15 protein-coding genes are annotated in these 19,949 nt (G+C 63.3%); 8 read left to right on the top strand and 7 right to left on the bottom strand.

The window, feature by feature from the left end; all coding sequences use genetic code 11:
• Positions 1-56 precede the first annotated feature (56 nt).
• The 4 genes from QCE63_RS04270 to purN form a co-directional block, all read right to left on the bottom strand.
• Positions 57-1,253: an acyl-CoA desaturase gene (locus tag QCE63_RS04270; RefSeq protein WP_309830860.1), complete on the bottom strand. Its 1,197-nt coding sequence runs from the start codon at positions 1,251-1,253 to the stop codon at positions 57-59.
• 264 nt (positions 1,254-1,517) lie between these two features.
• Positions 1,518-2,882, bottom strand: a complete 1,365-nt coding sequence (locus QCE63_RS04265; protein WP_309830859.1) for a mechanosensitive ion channel domain-containing protein — start codon at positions 2,880-2,882, stop codon at positions 1,518-1,520.
• 12 nt (positions 2,883-2,894) lie between these two features.
• Entirely contained in the window at positions 2,895-4,196 is a 1,302-nt protein-coding gene (locus QCE63_RS04260; protein WP_309830857.1) for an RsmB/NOP family class I SAM-dependent RNA methyltransferase, read from the bottom strand.
• Positions 4,193-4,843, bottom strand: a complete 651-nt coding sequence (gene purN, locus QCE63_RS04255) for a phosphoribosylglycinamide formyltransferase (protein ID WP_309830856.1) — start codon at positions 4,841-4,843, stop codon at positions 4,193-4,195. Before purN ends, QCE63_RS04260 begins: the two co-directional genes overlap by 4 nt.
• 183 nt (positions 4,844-5,026) lie before the next feature.
• On the opposite strand from purN, the gene QCE63_RS04250 reads away from it, so the two are divergent.
• The 7 genes from QCE63_RS04250 to QCE63_RS04220 all read left to right on the top strand — a co-directional run bounded on the left by QCE63_RS04250 (position 5,027) and on the right by QCE63_RS04220 (position 15,031).
• Positions 5,027-6,022 (top strand): bifunctional riboflavin kinase/FAD synthetase, encoded by a 996-nt coding sequence (locus QCE63_RS04250; protein WP_309830853.1) that lies wholly within the window; start codon positions 5,027-5,029, stop codon positions 6,020-6,022.
• 104 nt (positions 6,023-6,126) lie between these two features.
• Positions 6,127-8,958 (top strand): isoleucine--tRNA ligase, encoded by a 2,832-nt coding sequence (ileS, locus tag QCE63_RS04245; RefSeq protein WP_309830851.1) that lies wholly within the window; start codon positions 6,127-6,129, stop codon positions 8,956-8,958.
• Entirely contained in the window at positions 8,958-9,464 is a 507-nt protein-coding gene (gene lspA / locus QCE63_RS04240; protein WP_309830849.1) for a signal peptidase II, read from the top strand. The genes ileS and lspA overlap by 1 nt, the downstream gene beginning before the upstream one ends.
• A 55-nt stretch (positions 9,465-9,519) precedes the next feature.
• The gene (coaBC, locus tag QCE63_RS04235; RefSeq protein ID WP_309830847.1) at positions 9,520-10,731 is read left to right on the top strand and encodes a bifunctional phosphopantothenoylcysteine decarboxylase/phosphopantothenate--cysteine ligase CoaBC; all 1,212 of its coding nucleotides are present in this window, start codon (positions 9,520-9,522) and stop codon (positions 10,729-10,731) included.
• 4 nt (positions 10,732-10,735) lie between these two features.
• Positions 10,736-11,737: an LLM class flavin-dependent oxidoreductase gene (locus QCE63_RS04230; RefSeq protein WP_309830845.1), complete on the top strand. Its 1,002-nt coding sequence runs from the start codon at positions 10,736-10,738 to the stop codon at positions 11,735-11,737.
• An 11-nt stretch (positions 11,738-11,748) separates the two neighbouring features.
• Positions 11,749-12,195 carry a dUTP diphosphatase gene (gene dut, locus QCE63_RS04225; RefSeq protein WP_309830842.1) on the top strand — a complete coding sequence of 149 codons (447 nt, stop codon included), beginning with the start codon at positions 11,749-11,751 and terminating at the stop codon, positions 12,193-12,195.
• A gap of 310 nt (positions 12,196-12,505) precedes the next feature.
• On the top strand, positions 12,506-15,031 hold the full coding sequence (locus QCE63_RS04220; protein ID WP_309830840.1) for a hypothetical protein: 2,526 nt from the start codon (positions 12,506-12,508) through the stop codon (positions 15,029-15,031).
• Between the two features lie 77 nt (positions 15,032-15,108).
• Here QCE63_RS04220 and clpA read toward each other — a convergent pair whose 3' ends face one another.
• Both clpA and clpS read right to left on the bottom strand, forming a co-directional pair.
• Positions 15,109-17,412: an ATP-dependent Clp protease ATP-binding subunit ClpA gene (gene clpA / locus QCE63_RS04215; protein ID WP_309830838.1), complete on the bottom strand. Its 2,304-nt coding sequence runs from the start codon at positions 17,410-17,412 to the stop codon at positions 15,109-15,111.
• Positions 17,409-17,723: an ATP-dependent Clp protease adapter ClpS gene (gene clpS, locus QCE63_RS04210; RefSeq protein WP_309830836.1), complete on the bottom strand. Its 315-nt coding sequence runs from the start codon at positions 17,721-17,723 to the stop codon at positions 17,409-17,411. The genes clpA and clpS overlap by 4 nt, the downstream gene beginning before the upstream one ends.
• 527 nt (positions 17,724-18,250) lie before the next feature.
• On the opposite strand from clpS, the gene QCE63_RS04205 reads away from it, so the two are divergent.
• Complete coding sequence (locus QCE63_RS04205; protein WP_309830834.1) at positions 18,251-18,457, top strand: cold-shock protein; 207 nt, start codon at positions 18,251-18,253, stop codon at positions 18,455-18,457.
• A 170-nt stretch (positions 18,458-18,627) separates the two neighbouring features.
• Here QCE63_RS04205 and icd read toward each other — a convergent pair whose 3' ends face one another.
• Entirely contained in the window at positions 18,628-19,884 is a 1,257-nt protein-coding gene (gene icd, locus QCE63_RS04200; protein WP_309830832.1) for an NADP-dependent isocitrate dehydrogenase, read from the bottom strand.
• Positions 19,885-19,949: the final 65 nt, after the last annotated feature.

The following is a 19,949-nucleotide window of genomic DNA, read 5'->3' as shown; positions in this document are numbered from 1 at the left end:
AGACCCCGCCAGAGCGGGGTCACGTGACGTCACGGAATTTTAACGGATAACGCGCGTCAGGCGTAGCGGCGCAGGCGCAGCGCGAAGTCCTGCAGCGCCTTGATGCCGCTCTCTTCCGCACGATGGCACCAGTCTTGCAATTGCGTGACGAGTTGCTCGCGGGAAGCGTTCGAGCGGTCCCAGATGGCCGAAAGGTCCTTGCGCAATTCGATGAACGTGCGCAGGCGCTGATTGTCCGAGGTCAGTTCCGGGAGCTGCTTGAGCTGCGGCTCGTTCAGGCCGTCTTCTTCCTTGTGGAACCACTTGCGGGCGCCGCGCATCAGCTGATACTTCTCGCGCGCGCCGGCTTCCTTCAGCTTGGCGAGTTCCTGTGCGTAAGCGCGCTTGAGTGCCTTGCCATAACGCGCCATCACTTCGTAACGATTCGACAGCACGGCCTGCAGCGTGTCCTGATCGACCACGGCCTTGCTCGCGGCCAGCTTCGGCGTGGGCGCGACCTTCTTGACCTTGGCGAGACGCAGCGCCGACATGATGCAGATATACATCCAGCCGATGTCGAACTCGTACCACTTGCTCGAGAGCTTCGCCGACGTGGCGAAGGTGTGATGGTTGTTATGCAGTTCCTCGCCGCCGATCAGGATGCCGAGCGGGAAGATGTTGGTGGACGCATCCGACGAATTGAAGTTGCGATAACCCCAGAAGTGCGCGAGGCCGTTGACGACGCCTGCTGCCCAGAACGGAATCCAGATCATCTGCACGGCCCACACCGACAGCCCGACGATGCCGAACAGCGCAACGTCGATCACCATCATGACGCTGATGCCGAGAATCGGATAACGCGTGTAGAGATTGCGCTCGAGCCAGTCGTTCGGCGTGCCGTGGCTGAACTTGCGCATCGTTTCTTCGTTCTTGGCTTCGGTGCGATACAGCTCGGCGCCTTCGAGCAAAACCTTCCAGATGCCGCGCGTCTGCGGGCTGTGCGGATCTTCCTCGGTCTCGCACTTCGCGTGGTGTTTGCGGTGGATGGCCGCCCATTGGCCGGTGAGCATGCCTGTGGTCATCCACAGCCAAGCACGGAAGAAGTGGCTCGCGACGGGATGCAGGTCCAGCGCGCGGTGCGCCTGGCAGCGGTGCAGATAGATCGTGACGCCCGCGATGGTGATGTGCGTCATCACCAGCGTGAACAGCAGAATCTGCCACCAGGAGAGATCCAGCAATCCGTTGGCGAGAAAATCGAGGGAAGAATTCAGCAAGGCAATTTACCTGAGTAGCTGTGAAATTCGGAAAAAATGGCCGGCAAAACACGCTCAAACATGACTTCAGGCGGCCTGTTGGGCACGTGAAAGGATCGTGCCCAAGTTCGATCGCATTCTACTGCATGCGTTCCAAGTCTTTGTCCTAAAGGTGAAATTTTTTGCATGTTAGCAAAACAAGAAAAAAACTCACGCCTCGAACTCGTGTTAATTACGGCTTCAAATCGGCGGATGAGCCGCCAAACCGCACGCACAAACCGATGCTTACGTCGTCGGCGAAGCGCCTGTGTCGCGATGCACGGTATTTAGTACCGAATCGACCGCCATCGGCGCGGCGCCTTCGATAATCCGTATCTCGCGCTGCGCGTACGGAATTTCAATGCCGTGCTCAAAGAATAAACGCCATACAGCGCGATTTACCTGTGACCTTACGCCGCCTGTGCCCTTTGCGGCATCGACGATCCAGAAGCTCAGTTCCAGATTGATGCCGTCCGCGCCGAAGCTCGCCAGCAGTGCGGCCGGCGCCGGATCCTGCAACACGCGCTCGATACCCAACGTGGCTTCCTCGAGAAGCCGCATCGCGCGTTCCACGTCGCTGCGATAGCTCACCTGCACTGCGATCTTCGCGTTGCCGCGCGTCAGGTAAGACGAATGGTTCTGCACCACGTCGGTGATCAGCTTTTCGTTCGGAATCAGCGTTTCGATGCCGTCCAGCCCGCGCACGACCGTATAGCGCGTGCGGATCTGCGTGACCGTGCCCTGGCTGCCGCTCACGTTGATCATGTCGCCGAGACGCAGCGAGCGGTCCAGCAAGATGATGAAGCCGGACACGTAATTGCTCGCGATCTTCTGCAAGCCGAACCCCAGCCCCACGCCCAGCGCGCCGCCGAATACCCCGAGCACCGTGATGTCGATGCCCACGATCGACAAGCTCACCAGAATCGCCGCAAGAATCATCAGTGCCCGGCCGACGCGCGCCAGCACCACTTTCAGATTGGCGTCGAGCGAGCGGGCACGCATCAGGCGGTCGTCGAGCAGCGCGCCGGCCCACATCGCGACGATCAGCGTCACGCACACCCACAGCACGCCCGACGCGAGCGACAGCAGCGTCATGTGCGCATTGGCGAGGTTGAAGCGCACGCTCGCCATCCACGCGACGACATCGTCCTGGATGCCCATCACGGTCAGCGCCATCGCGACCCAGACGATCACCGTGACTAGTTTCTCGAACAGATAGAGCAGCGCGCCGGCGTCGTCTTCCGTCTCGCCGCGCCGGAACACGCGCCGCACGACGTAGAACATCGAGTAGATGACGGCAATGCCGCACAGCGGCACCAGCGCGAGACGCAGGAACGCCGTGTGGATGAACGGCGCGAGCGCCACCTGCGCAATAGACACGAACACCGCGCCGAGCAGCGGGAACAGCGCCTTGTTGAGACTCTCGGCGCCGAAGCGCACGGCCTCGAAACGCGACTGGCGGCGCGCATCGAGCTTCTTGCGCAGGATGCGCGCGCACCACCACGCCACCACCAGCAGCCCGGCCAGCGCCGCGACCTGCCAGATCACCTGCGGCTCGCCGAAATCGCGCGACAGCCGCGCGGTCAGTTCGGGCAGGAAGCGGGTGTCCATGCGCGCGGCGGCTTACGCTTGCTCTTCTTCGGCGGGCTTCTGCTGCTTCGACGCGTCCGGCACGCGCTCCAGCACGGCGGCGAAGAAGCCGTCGGTGCCATGCTTGTGCGGCCACAGCGACAGATACTCGCCCGTGTCGAGGTCGATGCGCTGCTCCGCGAGCACGTCGCGCGCGGGCACGACGCGGAAGTTCGGATGCGTCTCGAGGAACTGCTTGACGACGCCTTCGTTCTCCGCGTCGAGCATCGAGCAGGTGGCATAGACGAGACGGCCGCCGTTCTTCACGAGGCGCGCGGCGCTCGTGAGAATCGACAGCTGCTTGGGTGTCAGCTCCGCGACCGATTCCGGCGACTGGCGCCACTTCAGATCCGGATTGCGGCGCAACGTGCCCAGACCGGAACACGGTGCGTCGACGAGCACGCGGTCGATCTTGCCCGCGAGACGCTTGATCTTCGCGTCCTGCTCGCTGTCGATCAGCACGGGATTCACATTGGACAAGCCGCTGCGCGCGAGCCGCGGCTTCAGCTTGGCAAGACGCCGGTCCGACACGTCGAACGCATAGAGCCGGCCGGTCGAGCGCATCATCGCGCCGAGCGCCAGCGTCTTGCCGCCCGCACCCGCGCAAAAGTCCACGATCATCTCGCCGCGCCGCGGCGCCACCAGCGAGCAGAGCAACTGACTGCCTTCGTCCTGCACCTCGATCCAGCCTTCCTGGAACGGCGCGAGACGCGTCAGCGCGGGCTTGCCGCCGACCCGTACGCCAAACGGCGCAAACGGCATCCCGCCGGCGTCGATACCGGCGGCGGCCAGCGCCTTCACCACCTCGTCGCGGCTCGCCTTGATCGGGTTCGAGCGCAAATCGAGCGGCGCCGGATAGTTCAGCGCGGCGGCGAGCTGCGCGAGCTCCTCGGGCGCGAAGCGCTTGCCGAGCGCCTCGTAGATCCACTGCGGCAGGTTCGTGCGCACGCGCACCGGCAAACTGGCCGGGTCGATCTTCGACACTTGCGCGAGCCATTGATATTCATCCGCCGACACGAACGGCTTCAGCGCCGTCAGGCCGGCCGTCTGCATCAGGCCGAGCAGCGCGAGACGGCGCGCCTGATTGCCGCTGCCGCTTTCCGCGAGATGCGAAAACTCCATCTTCCGGCGCAGCACGGCGAACACCGCTTCAGCGATCACGCCGCGCTCGCTGTGCCCAAGCTTCGGATGCGCGCGGAAGAAGCGGCTGGTCGCGGCATCGGCGGGGCCGGAGAAGCGCAGCACGTCCGCCAGCAACGTTTCGGTTTGTCCAATCAGAAATCCATGCAGCCTCATACGCCCTCCCCGGCAATGTCGGCAAAGAGCCATTGAGGCTCAGACGGCGTGAGAGCGACTCGTTCGCCCTCGATAGAAAGACGCCCCTCGATGAACCAGCGCACCGCGCGCGGGTAGATCACGTGTTCGACGGCCAGCACGCGCGCCGCGAGCGCGGCGGCGTCGTCGCCGGCGAGCACCGGCACGGCGCCCTGCGCGACGATCGGCCCGTGATCCAGCGCCGGCGTCACGAAATGCACGCTTGCGCCATGCACGCGCACGCCGGCGTCGAGCGCCTGCTGATGCGTGCGCAGCCCCGCGAAGCACGGCAGCAGCGACGGATGCACATTGAGCATGCGCCCGGCATAGCGCTCGACGAAAGCGTCGGTCAGCACCCGCATGAAGCCCGCGAGCACGACGAGATCCGGCGCGAAGCGGTCGATTTGCTCGGCGAGCGCCGTGTCGAACGACGCCCGGCTGTCGAACTGACGATGATCCACCACGATGGTTTCAATGCCGTTCGCCTGGGCGCCCCCCGGGCGGGGGGCAGCGGGCGGGTTTGCTAGCCCCGCGGGCCCGGGGGCCGCCCCGCGGGCGCGCGCGCCGGCGCCCACGACGGCCTCCATGTTGCTGCCCCGTCCGGAGATCAGAATGACGATTTTCTTCATCCGCCGATTTTATCATCCGGCTGGGGAGAAAATCGTGCCAAAGCGAGCGGCGCGGGCGACCGCACGCACCTCGCGCAGGACGCCGTCCCGCCCCGCGCGCCCGTGCGCCGGCGCGAGCGTTTATACTCTAACGCTTTGCAGCATCTGCCCCTCATCGCTCAGCCTCACCGACCAACGCCTATCGTGAGAGTCTTTCGCGGCCTTCCCAATGCCGAAAGCCGGGCGCCCTGCGCACTGACCATCGGCAATTTCGACGGTGTCCATCGCGGCCACCAGGCGCTGCTCGCGCACGTGCGGGCAGCCGCCGACGCGCGCAACCTGCCCGTCTGCGTGATGACCTTCGAGCCGCATCCGCGCGAATTCTTCAATCCGGCCGGCGCGCCGCCACGCATCGCGATGCTGCGCGACAAGCTGGAGGCGCTGCGCACCAACGGCGTCGACCGCGTGGTGGTCGAGCATTTCAACAAGACCTTCGCGAGCCAGTCGCCGGACACCTTCGTGAAGAACGTGATCGTCGACGGCCTGCACGCCCGCTGGGTCATGGTCGGCGACGACTTCTGCTACGGCGCGAAACGCGCGGGCGACTTTGCGTCGCTCAAGGCCGCAGGCGAGAAATACGGCTTCGAAGTCGAACGCATGGCAACCGTCGCGCATCCGAACGGCGCGCGCATTTCGTCTTCGTCGGTGCGGGCCTCGCTGGTCGCAGGCGACCTCGATGCGGCGCAAGTCGCGCTCGGGCGTCCGTATGTGATCAGCGGGCACGTCGTGCACGGCGCGAAGCTCGGCCGCGATCTCGGCTTTCCCACATTGAATCTGCCGATCGCGCACAAGCGTCCGGCGCTTGCGGGCATTTTCGTGGTGCGCGTGCACGGCCTCGCCGACGAACCGCTGCCCGCCGTCGCGAGTCTCGGCCTGCGCCCGACCGTCGACGACTCCGGCCGCGTGCTGCTCGAAGTCTTCGTGCTCGACTGGCACGGCGACGCCTACGGCAAGCTGGTGCGGGTCGAATGCCTGAAAAAGCTGCGTGACGAGGAAAAGTACGTGGACCTCGAAACGCTCTCGGCTGCAATCTCGCGCGACGTGGACAACGCCCGCGCGTATTTCGGCCTTCCGCCCGCCAGCAACGCGGGCAGCCGCGCCACGGGATTCGCCATTTCGGCGACTGACCGAATTAGGTGAGCGTGCGGCGCCCGCGTTGACCACGCCGGCGCCGCCCGCTGCCCCGCCTCCCGATTCATCGCGCGCGAGACAAGCGCCGCCTCACCGAATTCACCGAGTCACCCATGAGCGACAAGAAAGAGAAAGCCTCCTCGAAGTACCCCGTCAACCTGCTCGACACGCCTTTCCCGATGCGTGGCGACCTGCCCAAGCGCGAGCCCGCGTGGGTCCAGGAATGGCAGGACAAGCAGATCTACGAGAAGATCCGCGCGGCCAGCCAGGGCCGCAAGAAGTTCATCCTGCACGACGGCCCGCCGTATGCGAACGGCGACATCCACCTCGGCCACGCGGTGAACAAGATCTTGAAGGACATGATCGTCAAGGCGCGCAATCTCGCGGGCTTCGACGCCGTCTATGTGCCGGGCTGGGACTGCCACGGCATGCCGATCGAAATCCAGATCGAAAAGCAGTTCGGCAAGACGCTGCCGGCCATCGAGGTGATGCAGAAGGCGCGCGCCTACGCCGGCGAGCAGATCGAGAAGCAGAAGGTCGGCTTCCGGCGTCTCGGCGTGCTGGGTGATTGGGACAATCCGTACAAGACCATGAACTTCACCAACGAGGCCGGCGAGATCCGCGCGCTCGGCAAGATCATGGAGAAGGGCTTCGTGTTCCGCGGCCTGAAGCCGGTGAACTGGTGCTTCGACTGCGGTTCGGCGCTGGCCGAGGCGGAAGTCGAGTACAAGGACAAGACCGATCCGACCATCGACGTGATGTTCGCCTTCGCCGAGCCGGAGAAGACCGCGCAGGCGTTCGGCCTGAACGCGCTGCCGAAAGCCGAGGGCGGCATCGTCATCTGGACGACGACGCCCTGGACCATCCCCGCCAATCAGGCGCTCAACGTGCATCCGGAGATCGTCTACGCGCTCGTCGATACCCCGCGCGGCTTGTTGATCCTCGCGCAGGAACGCGTCGAGGACTGCCTGAAGAACTACGGGCTGAGCGGTGAAGTGATCGCCACGACGACCGGCGAAAAGCTCGCCAACCTGCGCTTCCATCACCCGCTGGCGGCGGCGCATCCGGGCTACAAGCGCACCGCGCCGGTCTATCTCGGCGATTACGTGACCACCGAAAGCGGCACGGGCGTCGTGCATTCATCGCCCGCGTACGGCGTGGAAGACTTCGTGTCGTGCAAGGCGCACGGCATGTCGGACTCGGACATCATCAACCCGGTGATGGGCGACGGCCGCTATATCGAATCGCTGCCGCTGTTCGGCGGGCTCTCCATCTGGAAGGCGAATCCGCAGATCGTCGAGGCGCTGGAGGCCGCGGGCTCGCTGCTCAAGACCGAGAAGTACACGCACAGCTACATGCACTGCTGGCGTCACAAGACGCCCATCATCTACCGCGCCACGTCGCAGTGGTTCGCGGGCATGGACGTCAAGCCGAAAGACGGCGGCCGCACGCTGCGCGAGATCGCGCTGGAAGGCGTCGAGAACACGGCGTTCTATCCGTCGTGGGGCAAGCAGCGTCTCTACAGCATGATCGCCAACCGGCCGGACTGGACGCTCTCGCGCCAGCGCCAGTGGGGCGTGCCGATGGCCTTCTTCGTCCACAAGGAAACCGGCGAACTGCATCCGCGCACGCTGGAGTTGCTGGAGGAAGTGGCGCAGCGCGTCGAGCAAGGCGGTATCGAGACGTGGCAGTCGCTCGATCCGCGCGAACTGATCGGCGACGACGCGAACCTGTACGAGAAGAACCGCGACACGCTCGATGTCTGGTTCGACTCCGGCACCACGCACTGGCACGTGCTGCGCGGCTCGCACAAGGACTCGCTGCAGTTCCCGGCGGACCTCTATCTCGAAGGCTCGGACCAGCATCGCGGCTGGTTCCATTCGTCGCTGCTGACGGCCTCCATGCTCGACGGCCGTCCGCCCTACGACGCGCTGTTGACGCACGGCTTCACCGTCGATGGCGAAGGCCGCAAGATGTCGAAGTCACTCGGCAACGGCATCGATCCGCATGAAGTGGCGAACCGCCTCGGCGCGGAAATCATCCGCCTGTGGATCGCCTCGACCGACTATTCCGGCGAACTCGCGATCTCCGAAGAGATTCTCAAGCGCGTGACGGAAACCTATCGGCGGATTCGCAATACGCTGCGCTTCCTGCTCGCGAACCTGTCGGACTTCGATTTCGCCAAGGATGCGCTGCCGGTGGAAGACTGGCTGGAGATCGATCGCTATGCAGTCGCGCTCACCCGCAACCTGCAGGACGACGCGCTCGCGCATTACGAGAAGTACGAGTTCCATCCGGTTGTCGCGAAGATCGCGACCTTCTGCTCGGAGGATCTCGGCGGCTTCTATCTCGACGTGCTGAAAGACCGCCTCTACACCACGAAGCCCGATTCGCGCGAGCGCCGCAGCGCGCAGACCGTGCTCTTCCATATCGCACATGGGTTGCTGCGCCTGGTCGCGCCGTATCTGTCGTTCACGGCCGAGGAAGCGTACAAGGTCCTCAAGCCGGGTCAGGACACCCTCTTCACCGAGGTCTATGCGACCTATCCGGACATCGCCAACGGCGGCGACCTGCTCGACAAGTGGACCTTGATCCGCAGCGCGCGCGGCGACGTCACCAAGGCGCTCGAAGAGGCGCGCACGGCGAACCTGATCGGTTCGTCGCTGCAGGCGGAAGTCGTGGTGCGCGCGAGCGGCGCCCGTTACGACGCGCTCGCGAGTCTCGGCGACGCCTTGCGCTTCGTGCTGATCACGTCGTCAGCGCAAGTGGAGAAGGTGGCGGGCGAGGCGGAAGAAAGCGTCGATGTCGCGGCATCGAGCTATCTGAAGTGCGAGCGCTGCTGGCACTATTGCGCGGACGTCGGCGCTCACGCGGATCATCCAGGTCTGTGCGGCCGTTGCTTCTCGAATCTGTTCGGCGCTGGCGAATCGCGAGGCGCAGCATAATGGCAAGGACGATGGCAAAACAAAGCACAAGCAGTGGATCGCTCGCGCCGTGGCTCGGCGTCGCGCTGATCGTGATCCTGTTCGATCAGTTGACGAAGATCGCGGTGCAGAAAGTCTTCGCCTATGGCGACCCGCACGCGCTCACCCCGTTCTTCAACCTGCTGCTCGTCTATAACCGCGGCGCGGCCTTCAGCTTCCTCGCCATGGCCGGCGGCTGGCAGCGCTGGGCCTTCACGGCCCTGGGCGTGGTGGCGGCCATCGTGATCTGCTATCTGCTCAAGCGCCACTCGGGCCAGCGGCTGTTCTGCACGGCGCTGTCGCTCATCATGGGCGGCGCGATCGGCAATGTGATCGACCGCCTCGCTTATGGCCATGTCATCGACTTCCTCGACTTCCATGTGAAGACGTGGCACTGGCCCGCGTTCAATCTCGCCGACAGCGCGATCACCGTCGGCGCGGTGCTGCTGATCTTCGACGAACTGCGGCGCGTACGCGGTTCGAAGTGATGTTCCCGGCGCGGCTCCTTTCACGGAGCCGCGCGTTCATTGCGACGGAGGCAAATTGGAACTCGCAGGCAAACATCTCGTACTGGGCCTGACCGGCGGCATTGCCTGCTACAAGATCGCCGAACTCACGCGCCTGTTGATCAAGGCCGGCGCGACCGTGCAGATCGTGATGACCGAAGCGGCAACGCAGTTCATTACGCCCGTCACGATGCAGGCGCTGTCGGGCCGTCCCGTGTACACGTCGCAATGGGACGCGCGCATGCCGAACAACATGCCGCATATCGACCTCTCGCGCGAAGCCGATGCCATCGTCATCGCGCCCGCCTCCACCGACTTCATGGCCAAGCTCGCGCATGGCCGGTGCGACGATCTGCTGTCCACGCTGTGCATCGCGCGGGATTGTCCGCTGCTCGTCGTACCCGCGATGAACCGCCAGATGTGGCAGAACCCCGCGACCCAACGCAACGTCGCGCAACTGCGTGCGGACGGCGTCGACGTGCTCGGGCCGGACTCGGGCTCGCAGGCGTGCGGCGAAGTCGGCGACGGCCGCATGATCGAGCCGGAAGCGGCCTTCGAAGCCATCTGCGCGTTCTTCCAGCCGAAGATCCTGCGCGGCCAGCGCGTGCTGATCACCGCGGGCCCGACCTTCGAGCCGCTCGATCCGGTGCGCGGCCTGACCAACCGTTCCTCCGGCAAGATGGGCTTCGCATTGGCGCGCGCGGCGGCGCAGGCGGGCGCGGACGTGCATCTGGTTGCGGGTCCTGTCGCGCTGGAGACCCCGTGGGGCGTGTTCCGCGAAGACGTGCAGACGGCGCAGCAAATGCACGACGCCGTCATGCAAGCCACGCCCGACGCCGACATCTTCATCGCGGTGGCCGCAGTCGCGGACTGGCGCGCGGAGCAGGTCAGCGAGCACAAGATCAAGAAAGTGCCGGGCGCGCCGCAGCCGAGCTTCACGTTCGTCGAGAATCCCGACATCCTCGCCACGGTCGCGCGATTGCCGAATCCGCCGTATTGCGTCGGCTTCGCAGCCGAGAGCGGCGACCTTGACGTCAACGGCGCCGAGAAGCGCACACGCAAAGGCATTCCGCTGCTCATCGGCAACATTGGGCAACTGGCATTTGGCCGCGATGACAATGAAGTCGTGCTCTTCGAGGAAAGCGGCACGACGCCGCTGCCGCGCGCCGACAAACAGCAACTCGCCCGCACGCTGATTGCGGAGATTGCCCGACGCGCGCCGAAGACCGGCGGCGCGCTGCTCTCCTGACGCGATGACCAAGCTCTCCGTACTCGACCAGACGCCGGTCATCCACGGCCACACGGCGGCCGACGCCATCGCCGCCACGCTCGATCTCGCGCAACTCGCCGACGATCTCGGCTTCACCCGCTTCTGGTGCGCGGAGCATCACGGCCTGCATGGCGTGTCGAATCCGTGTCCGGAAGTGATGCTCGCGCGCATTGGCAGTCTGACGAAGCGCATCCGCATCGGCTCGGGCGGGGTCATGCTGCCGTATTACGCGTCGTTCAAAGTCGCAGAGCAATTCCTGATGCTTGAAGCCCTGTTTCCAGGGCGCGTGGATCTCGGCGTCGGGCGCGCGCCGGGCGGCGACATGCGCACGGCGCAAGCCGTGGCGGCAGGCGCGTACAACCGTGGCGATATCTTCCCGCAGCAGGTCGCGGAACTCATCGCGCTGTTCGACGGCACCGTGCCGGACGATGCCCTCGCGCATGGCGTGCTGCTGCAACCGCGCATCGACACGCGTCCGGAACTGTGGATGCTCGGCTCCAGCGATTTCGGCGGCCTGCTCGCCGCGCAGCTCGGCATCCGCTTCGCCTTCGCGAGCTTCATCAATCCGCGGATGGGCGAGCATGTGGCGCAAGCGTATCGCGAGCGCTTCGTGGCCGGACACGAAAAGGAGCCCTATCTCGCCGCGGCGGTGTTCGCGATCTGCGCCGATACCGAGCAGGAAGCCGAGGCGCTCGAAAAGGCCGTCGACCTGCGCCGCGTGCAGATGGCCTATGGCCTGAACGAGCCGATTCCCTCGATCGAACAGGGCATCGCGCAACGTTACGGCGAGCGCGAACTGGCCGTGATCGCGCATGAAAAGGCACGCAGCATCATCGGCACGCCGGAGCGCGTCACGGAACAATTGCACGCGTTGCAGGAACGTTGCGCCGCCGACGAACTGATCGTCCTGACGGTCGCCGGCAGCTACGCCGCGCGCACGCGGTCCTATCAACTTTTGGCCGACGCTTTCGAGCTCGGCCGCTGACACCTGATTCCATGAAACTCGACGTCAAGATCCTCGACGCGCGCATGCGCGATTTCCTGCCTGCCTACGCCACGCCCGGCAGCGCGGGCCTCGACCTGCGCGCGTGTCTCGACGAGGCGCTCGTGATCGAACCGCATCAAACCGTGCTCGTGCCGACCGGTCTCGCGATCCATCTCGCCGACCCCGGTTATGCCGCGATGATCCTGCCGCGCTCGGGACTGGGCCACAAGCATGGCATCGTGCTCGGTAATCTGGTGGGCTTGATCGACTCCGATTACCAGGGCCAGTTGATGGTCTCCACATGGAATCGCGGCAACACGGCCTTCACGCTCAACCCGATGGAGCGTCTGGCGCAGATGGTGATCGTGCCGGTGGTGCAGGCGCAATTCAATATTGTCGATGACTTCGACGCCAGCGCGCGCGGCGTCGGCGGTTTCGGCAGCACCGGCAAGCACTGAAGCAATCAGTCAACAAGCAGGCGGCGCCCGTCGCCTGACATACCATCTTCTATACAAAAGTAGCGCGTCCTCTCTGCCGCTTTTGCTCCCGGCTTCTTATTCTCATCGGCAAGTGACGGTTCATTCAAGCCCTCTTCCGGGCTGAACCGTCACGACGCCGTCGCTCCGTCAGGAGCCACGTCCTTCCCTTCAATCTGTTTCGTTGCTTGAAACAGAATTTATTCAGTTATCCAGACAAGCGCGATCGCAGCGGCCGATTTGCTTCGTGCCGTCGATCAATTCGCTTTTTTACTTTGCAGGAAACCACACTATGAACATCCAATATGACGCCGTCGTCGCCCCGGGAGCAGGCCAGTGGTATGGCCAGATCATCGTCTCCAATCTCCGTTATGAAGACGGCAGGCAGGTCAAGGTCGGCAAGTATCTCGCGCTGAATTTCTCTTCGCCGGCCGCCGTGAACGCCACGGACGTCTGGCCGAGCTTCACCTCGTGGGTGTCAACGTCGAATCAGGTGCAATCGACTTCGATCGGCGACAACCTGTACTCCATCGCGCTGGAGATGGACTTCGATGCGCCGCATCTGATCGATACGAAGGATCAGATCACCATTTCCATCAACGGTGACCTGACCGCCAGTCCTGACACGTATCTGAACTCGTTCGTCATCGCGGCGGACCAGGCTCCGGCGGTCAACGCGACCGTCCAGATCGACTGCGACGCCGCGCCCGACGCCGCGCTGCAAGACGTGTCGCCGGTTATCACGCTGTTGCGCGGCTCGCAGGCTACGCCGGTCACGCTCGCGTATGGTGCCAAGACCTCAGTGACGCTCGAGCAAGGCGACTACACCGTGCAATGCGGCGACGTACATACGGCCGACCAGACCGTCGCGGCGCCGCTGATCGTCGCGCCGATGCAGTTCACGCTCGCGGCTGGCGCGACGGTCGCCATGGACGTGACGTTCGGCGCGGTGGAGCGAACGGCGGCGCTCGATATCGTGATCGACACGCTTCAGGGTCTCGACGACGAAACCCTCTCGGTCACGGTGACGGACGAGAACAGCGGCGCGACGCTGGCCGCTTTCGAGACCACGACCGGCACGACCACATCGCTGCGCTCGCTGCCGGTTTCAGCCAAGGCGCATATCGCGATCGACGCCATCAGCGTGAACAACGCGCAATACACGTTCGACATTCACGATGTGAAGCTTGAAAACGCGTTGCAGACGGTGTCGGTCGGCCAGTCGCAGGTCGAGACAAAGAGCGTCGATACCACCGGCTTCGTCCAGCTGCCCATTCACGTCACCGCTGATACGCCGCTGTCACGGAGCATCGTGCTGCGTCTGCAAGGCGACGACATGAACTACTCGCAGACGATCACGGCCACGACCCAGACGACGTCATTCGCGACGCCGGTCAAGCCGGGCACGTACACGGTCACGGCGCCCGCGTTCGTGTCGGGCGGGATCGTTCGCGTCGTCGAAGCGCCCGCCTCGCTGACCGTTGCCGCCAACGGTTCGAGCGTGCTCGACGTGTCGGTGGAGGCTTCCGCGAATCTCAACGTGCGCGGCTTCCCGTCGTACCTGGGCTTTGGTGGTTGCGTGAACCTGACGCAAGGCAATCAGGCCGATCTCGCCGCCGCCCGCGCCACGTCGATCTTCATCTATGCAGGCACCGACGGCGCCGGCGACTCGAACGTCTATCTGTCGGACGATCCGCAGACACGCGCGTTGATCAAGCTCGCGCGCGACACGGAGAGCGCCATGGGCAACACGCAAGCTGTACTGCCGGTTGCGATCTCGTACACATGCAATCTGTCGCTCGGCAACACGCCCGGCATCCTCGCGAACGCCGACGCCCATGCGCACAGCTTTGCGAACTACATCCTCGCGTTGAATATCGCGATGAGCAATGCAGATGAGCAGCACGACGTGCCCGCGGGCTTCATCGTCAATCCCGACTTCCTGGGGGCCTGTCAACAGGCCGGCTTTGGCGCGAGCTACGCGATGCCAGTCATCGAGCCGCTGAAGACGGCGCTCGCGCACTGGAACATTCAGGCTCAGGTGCCTTCGTCGATCACCGATACGATCGGCGGTTACGTGTTGGCGGTGAACTGGCTGACCCGAACGGTGGCGCCGAAGGTGACCTTCGGCTGGCAGATCAATCTGTGGGGCGTGGGCTATTCGGAGTGGATCTATCAGGACATCGATCCGGCCTCGATGGCACAGCAAACCGCTGACTATGTGAAGAGCGTAGGCGCCTGCGACGGCCCGTATGCGCCGGACTTCCTGGCGATCGATCGCTATGAAGCCGACGACTTCACCCAGCGCGCCTACGTGAACGGCTACTGCTACGGTCCGCGTGAATGGCAGCGTTACTTCGACTTCTGCGAGAGCGTGAGCCGTGCGCTGCGCGTGCCCGTCATGCCGTGGCAGATTCCGGCGAGCCGCACGCCTAACGCGAACGATCAGGTCAACGCGGACTTCGACAGCCAGCACTGGGGCACGGGCGGGAGCTGCATCATGGGCGATGCGGCGATCGGCAGCGACTACCACAACGTGAATCCGACGATCCTCGCGTTGCCGTTTTCGCCGTCCTTCCCGGATATGGGCGCGACCGTCGCGGACATGTTCATCCGCTCGGAACCGTTCGACATCTCCGCACCCTTGTACGGCGACTTCCCGCTGCGCGGCATTTTCGCGGTGCTGTTGGGCGGAGGTTCGACGACGGGCATTGTGTCGTCGATCGGCAATCCGGAGTCGTGGACGCGCGACAAGTTGAACGCTTACATGGACGCGCCGCTGGCCTTCGATTCGCTTGAGGATCTGTCGCGCGATTGATCGATTGATCCACTGACGCTGCAAACGAAACGGCGCGAGGGTCACTCGCGCCGTTTTCTCTGCCCATCCTGGATGGCTTACTCGACTTCGATCGTTTCCGGATTCGGATTGCGCGGCGGCGCCGAATTCTCGTCGAAGGTGATCTTCACCTTGTCCTCGTCATCGACATCCACCGTGACGCGGCCGCCGTTCATCAGCTTGCCGAACAGCAGCTCGTCGGCCAGCGCACGACGGATCGTGTCCTGGATCAGACGCTGCATCGGCCGCGCGCCCATCAACGGGTCGAAACCATGCTTGGCCAGATGATGACGCAGCGCGTCGGTGAAGACGGCATCGACCTTCTTCTCGTGCAACTGATCTTCCAGTTGCATGAGGAACTTGTCGACCACGCGCAGGATGATTTCTTCATCGAGCGAACGGAAGCTGATGATCGAATCCAGACGGTTGCGGAACTCCGGCGTGAACATGCGCTTGATGTCGTTCATCTCGTCGCCCGACTCGCGGCGCGAAGTGAAGCCGATCACCGACTTGCCCATGGCCTCGGCACCCGCGTTCGTCGTCATGATGATGATGACATTGCGGAAATCCGCCTTGCGGCCGTTGTTGTCCGTCAGCGTGCCGTGGTCCATCACCTGCAGCAGCACGTTGTAGATGTCCGGATGCGCCTTCTCGATCTCATCCAGCAGCAGCACGCAATGCGGTTTCTTCGTGACGGCTTCGGTCAACAGGCCGCCCTGATCGAAACCGACGTATCCCGGCGGCGCGCCGATCAACCGGCTGACCGCATGACGCTCCATGTATTCCGACATGTCGAAACGCAGCAGTTCGATGCCCAGCGTGAACGCCAGTTGCTTCGCCACTTCGGTCTTGCCGACACCCGTGGGACCGGAGAACAGGAACGCGCCGATCGGCTTGTCCGTCTTGCCGAGACCCGCGCGCGCCATCTTGATCGAGGCCGACAGCGCATCGATGGCCGGATCCTGGCCGAATACAACGGCCTTCAGGTCGCGGTCGAGCGTCTGGAGCTTGCTGCGGTCGTCCTGCGACACGCTTTGCGGCGGCACGCGCGCGATCTTCGAGATGATCTCTTCGATCTCGCTCTTGCCGATGGTCTTCTTCTGCTTCGACTTCGGCAGGATGCGTTGCGCCGCGCCCGCTTCGTCGATGACGTCGATCGCCTTGTCGGGCAGATGACGGTCCGTGATGAAGCGCGCCGACAGTTCCGCCGCCGCCGAAAGCGCGCCCGACGAATACTTCACGCCGTGATGCTCTTCGAAGCGCGTCTTGAGGCCGCGCAGGATGGCGACGGTCTGTTCGACCGACGGCTCAGTGACATCGACCTTCTGGAACCGGCGAGAGAGCGCCGCGTCCTTCTCGAAGATGCCGCGATATTCAGTGAACGTGGTCGCGCCGATGCACTTCAGCTGTCCCGACGACAACGCCGGCTTCAGCAGGTTCGAGGCATCCAGCGTGCCGCCCGAAGCCGCGCCCGCACCGATCAGCGTATGAATCTCGTCGATGAACAGGATGGCGTGCGGACGCTCCTTCAGTTCCTTCAGCACCGTCTTCAGGCGTTGCTCGAAATCGCCGCGATACTTGGTGCCCGCGAGCAATGCGCCCATGTCCAGCGAATAGACCTGCGCGTCCGCCAGGATGTCCGGCACTTCGCCGCGCGTGATGCGCCAGGCGAGACCTTCGGCGATGGCCGTCTTGCCGACGCCGGCTTCACCGACCAGCAGCGGATTGTTCTTGCGCCGGCGGCACAGCACCTGCACCACGCGCTCGACTTCCGGCTCGCGGCCGATCAGCGGATCGATCTTGCCGTCCTTGGCGAGCTGATTGAGGTTCTGCGTGAATTGCGCAAGCGGCGTTTCCTTCTGCGCGGCAGCGTCTTCCGACTCGGGATTGGCCTCGCTGTTCGCCTTGGCGGACTCGCCGCCATTCGTCTTGGCGATGCCATGGGAAATGAAGTTCACCACGTCGAGTCGCGTCACGCCCTGCTGCTGCAGGTAGTACACCGCATGCGAATCCTTCTCGCCGAAGATCGCCACCAGCACGTTCGCGCCGGTCACTTCCTTCTTGCCGTTCGAGGTCGATTGCACATGCATGATCGCGCGCTGGATCACGCGCTGGAAACCAAGCGTCGGCTGAGTATCGACGTCGTCCGTGCCCGGCACGGTCGGCGTGTTGTCATGAATGAAATTGCGCAGGTTCTGCCGCAAATCTTCAATGTTGGCTGCGCAGGCGCGCAACACCTCAGCCGCGGTCGGATTGTCCAACAGGGCAAGCAACAGATGCTCGACCGTTATGAACTCATGCCGCGCCTGACGTGCTTCCATAAACGCCATGTGCAGACTGACTTCCAGTTCCTGGGCAATCATGCTTCCTCCATCACGCACTGCAGCGGATGCCCCGCCTGCCGTGCATGGCTAACGACTTGCTCAACTTTGGTCGACGCAATATCTCGCGTGTAGACCCCACAAACTCCCCTGCCTTCGCGATGAACCTTCAGCATGATCTGCGTCGCAGTCTCGCGGTCCTTATTGAAGTATTCCTGCACGACCATCACGACGAATTCCATCGGCGTGAAGTCGTCATTCAGCAGCACCACTTGGTACATGGCCGGCTTCTTGAGCTTCTGCTCCTGCCGCTCCAGTACCGTGCCGTCCTGCTTGTTGGGATTGGTCGCCATACACCCATTCTAAACAACACGGACATCCCTGCAATCGCCGCTCCAGCACCGGCCCGAAGACCCGGAATAAATGACTGGAAACGTGCTCGCGCAGCGAAGGTCCATCGAATCCTGCCGCGGCCCCTGTGGTCCGGCGCGGCCCGCTTGCACCTCGTCGAACCCAGTATCGCACAGCTTCAAAAAAACCGGCTGTGCCGCCCGCCGCCAGTGCTGGCCGTATCACACAAGTGAGTCGATTATGCGTCTTTTCAAGGTGTGCTGCTTGGACGGCGCCGCACACGCAAAGCAGGAATTACCCCTACGAATGCGCTCTTTGCAACGAGCTTATCGGCCATCCCAAAAATTCCTTGACACTCGATTTAAGAGATTCAACAATCAAACTGGCACTTTTTTCCGGGGGGCCACTCCACGGATAAGAAATGCCCGAGGTGAGCCAGTGAAGAAAAGAGGGCACTCGCAATGAGGGGTGGGTACCAATCTTTTCCAAGGGCTCTTGGGATGCGACGAGAGTTAGAGGGGAAGTACGAATGTCTACTGGTACGGTCAAATGGTTCAACGACGCGAAAGGCTATGGATTCATCACGCCCGATGAAGGCGGCGAGGATCTGTTTGCTCACTTCTCGGCGATTCAAATGAATGGGTTCAAGACGCTCAAGGAAGGCCAGAAGGTCAGCTTTGAGATTGTTCAGGGACCGAAAGGCAAACAAGCTTCGAACATCCAGGACTCTGCCTGACCGTTCGATCAGAACCTGCCTCGTGAACCCGGCCTCCGCGCCGGGTTTTTTTTACGTCTGGTCCAAGCCGGGCGATGACTCAGATATTGCGCATGTTCGCCAAATAAAAACCCCGAAAGGCATAGGTCTTTCGGGGTTTTTCAAATACGCGCTCGAATGAAGGTGAGTCGTCACATATTCTCTATCATCACCTCGCCGAAGCCCGAACAGGAAACCTGAATTGCGCCTTCCATGAGACGGGCAAAATCGTAAGTGACGCGTTTCGACAATATCGACTGTTCCATCGACTGAATCACGCGGTCCGCCGCTTCAAACCAGCCGAGATGACGCAGCATCATTTCGGCTGAAAGAATTTCCGAACCGGGATTCACGTAATCCTTGCCCGCATATTTCGGCGCGGTGCCGTGCGTCGCTTCGAACATCGCAACCGAATCCGACATGTTCGCTCCCGGCGCAATGCCGATACCGCCCACCTGTGCCGCGAGGGCATCCGAGATGTAGTCGCCGTTCAGGTTGAGCGTGGCAATGACGTCGTATTCCGCCGGACGCAGCAGGATCTGCTGCAGGAAGGCATCGGCGATCACGTCCTTCACGACGATGTCATTGCCCGTCTTCGGGCTCTTGACCTTCATCCACGGACCCCCATCGATCAGTTCCGCGCCGAATTCCTTCCGCGCCAGCGCATAGCCGTAATCGCGGAAGGCGCCTTCCGTGAACTTCATGATGTTGCCCTTGTGCACCAGCGTGACCGAACGGCGGTCGTTGTCGATGGCGTACTGGATCGCCTTGCGCACCAGACGCTCGGTGCCCTCACGCGACACCGGCTTGATGCCCAGGCCCGACGAATCGGGAAAGCGGATTTTCTTCACGCCCATCTCTTCGCGCAGGAACTTGATGACCTTCTTCGCCTCGGGCGAATCCGCCGGCCATTCGACGCCCGCGTAGATGTCTTCCGAGTTCTCGCGGAAGATCACCATGTCGATTTTCTCCGGCTCGCGCACCGGCGACGGCACGCCCTTGAAATAGCGCACCGGGCGCAGGCACACGTAGAGATCGAGTTGCTGGCGGAGCGCGACGTTCAGCGAGCGGATGCCGCCGCCGACCGGCGTCGTCAGCGGGCCCTTGATGGACACGATGTAATCCTTCACGACGTCGAGCGTCTCGTCCGGCAGCCAGACATCCGGGCCATAGACCCGGGTGGCCTTCTCGCCCGCGTAGATCTCCATCCAGTGGATCTTGCGCTTGCCGCCGTAGGCCTTCTCCACCGCCGCATCGACGACCTTGATCATGACCGGCGTGATATCGACGCCCGTGCCGTCGCCTTCGATAAACGGAATGATCGGCTGGTCCGATACGTTGAGCGAGAAATCCGCGTTGACGGTGATCTTGTCACCGTCCGCCGGAACCTTGATGTGCTGATACGGCATGGTCGACTCCAGAGAAGGCCGGGCTGAATGGAAGCAAACTGGATGGAGAGCGCCCACTCAGGCAT

Origin of the sequence: Caballeronia sp. LZ065 (assembly GCF_031450975.1) — a bacterium.
In the GTDB taxonomy this organism is placed as follows: Bacteria; Pseudomonadota; Gammaproteobacteria; order Burkholderiales; family Burkholderiaceae; genus Caballeronia.
Note: the sequence above shows the minus strand (reverse complement) of the source record. Positions and strands in the feature narration are given on the sequence as shown.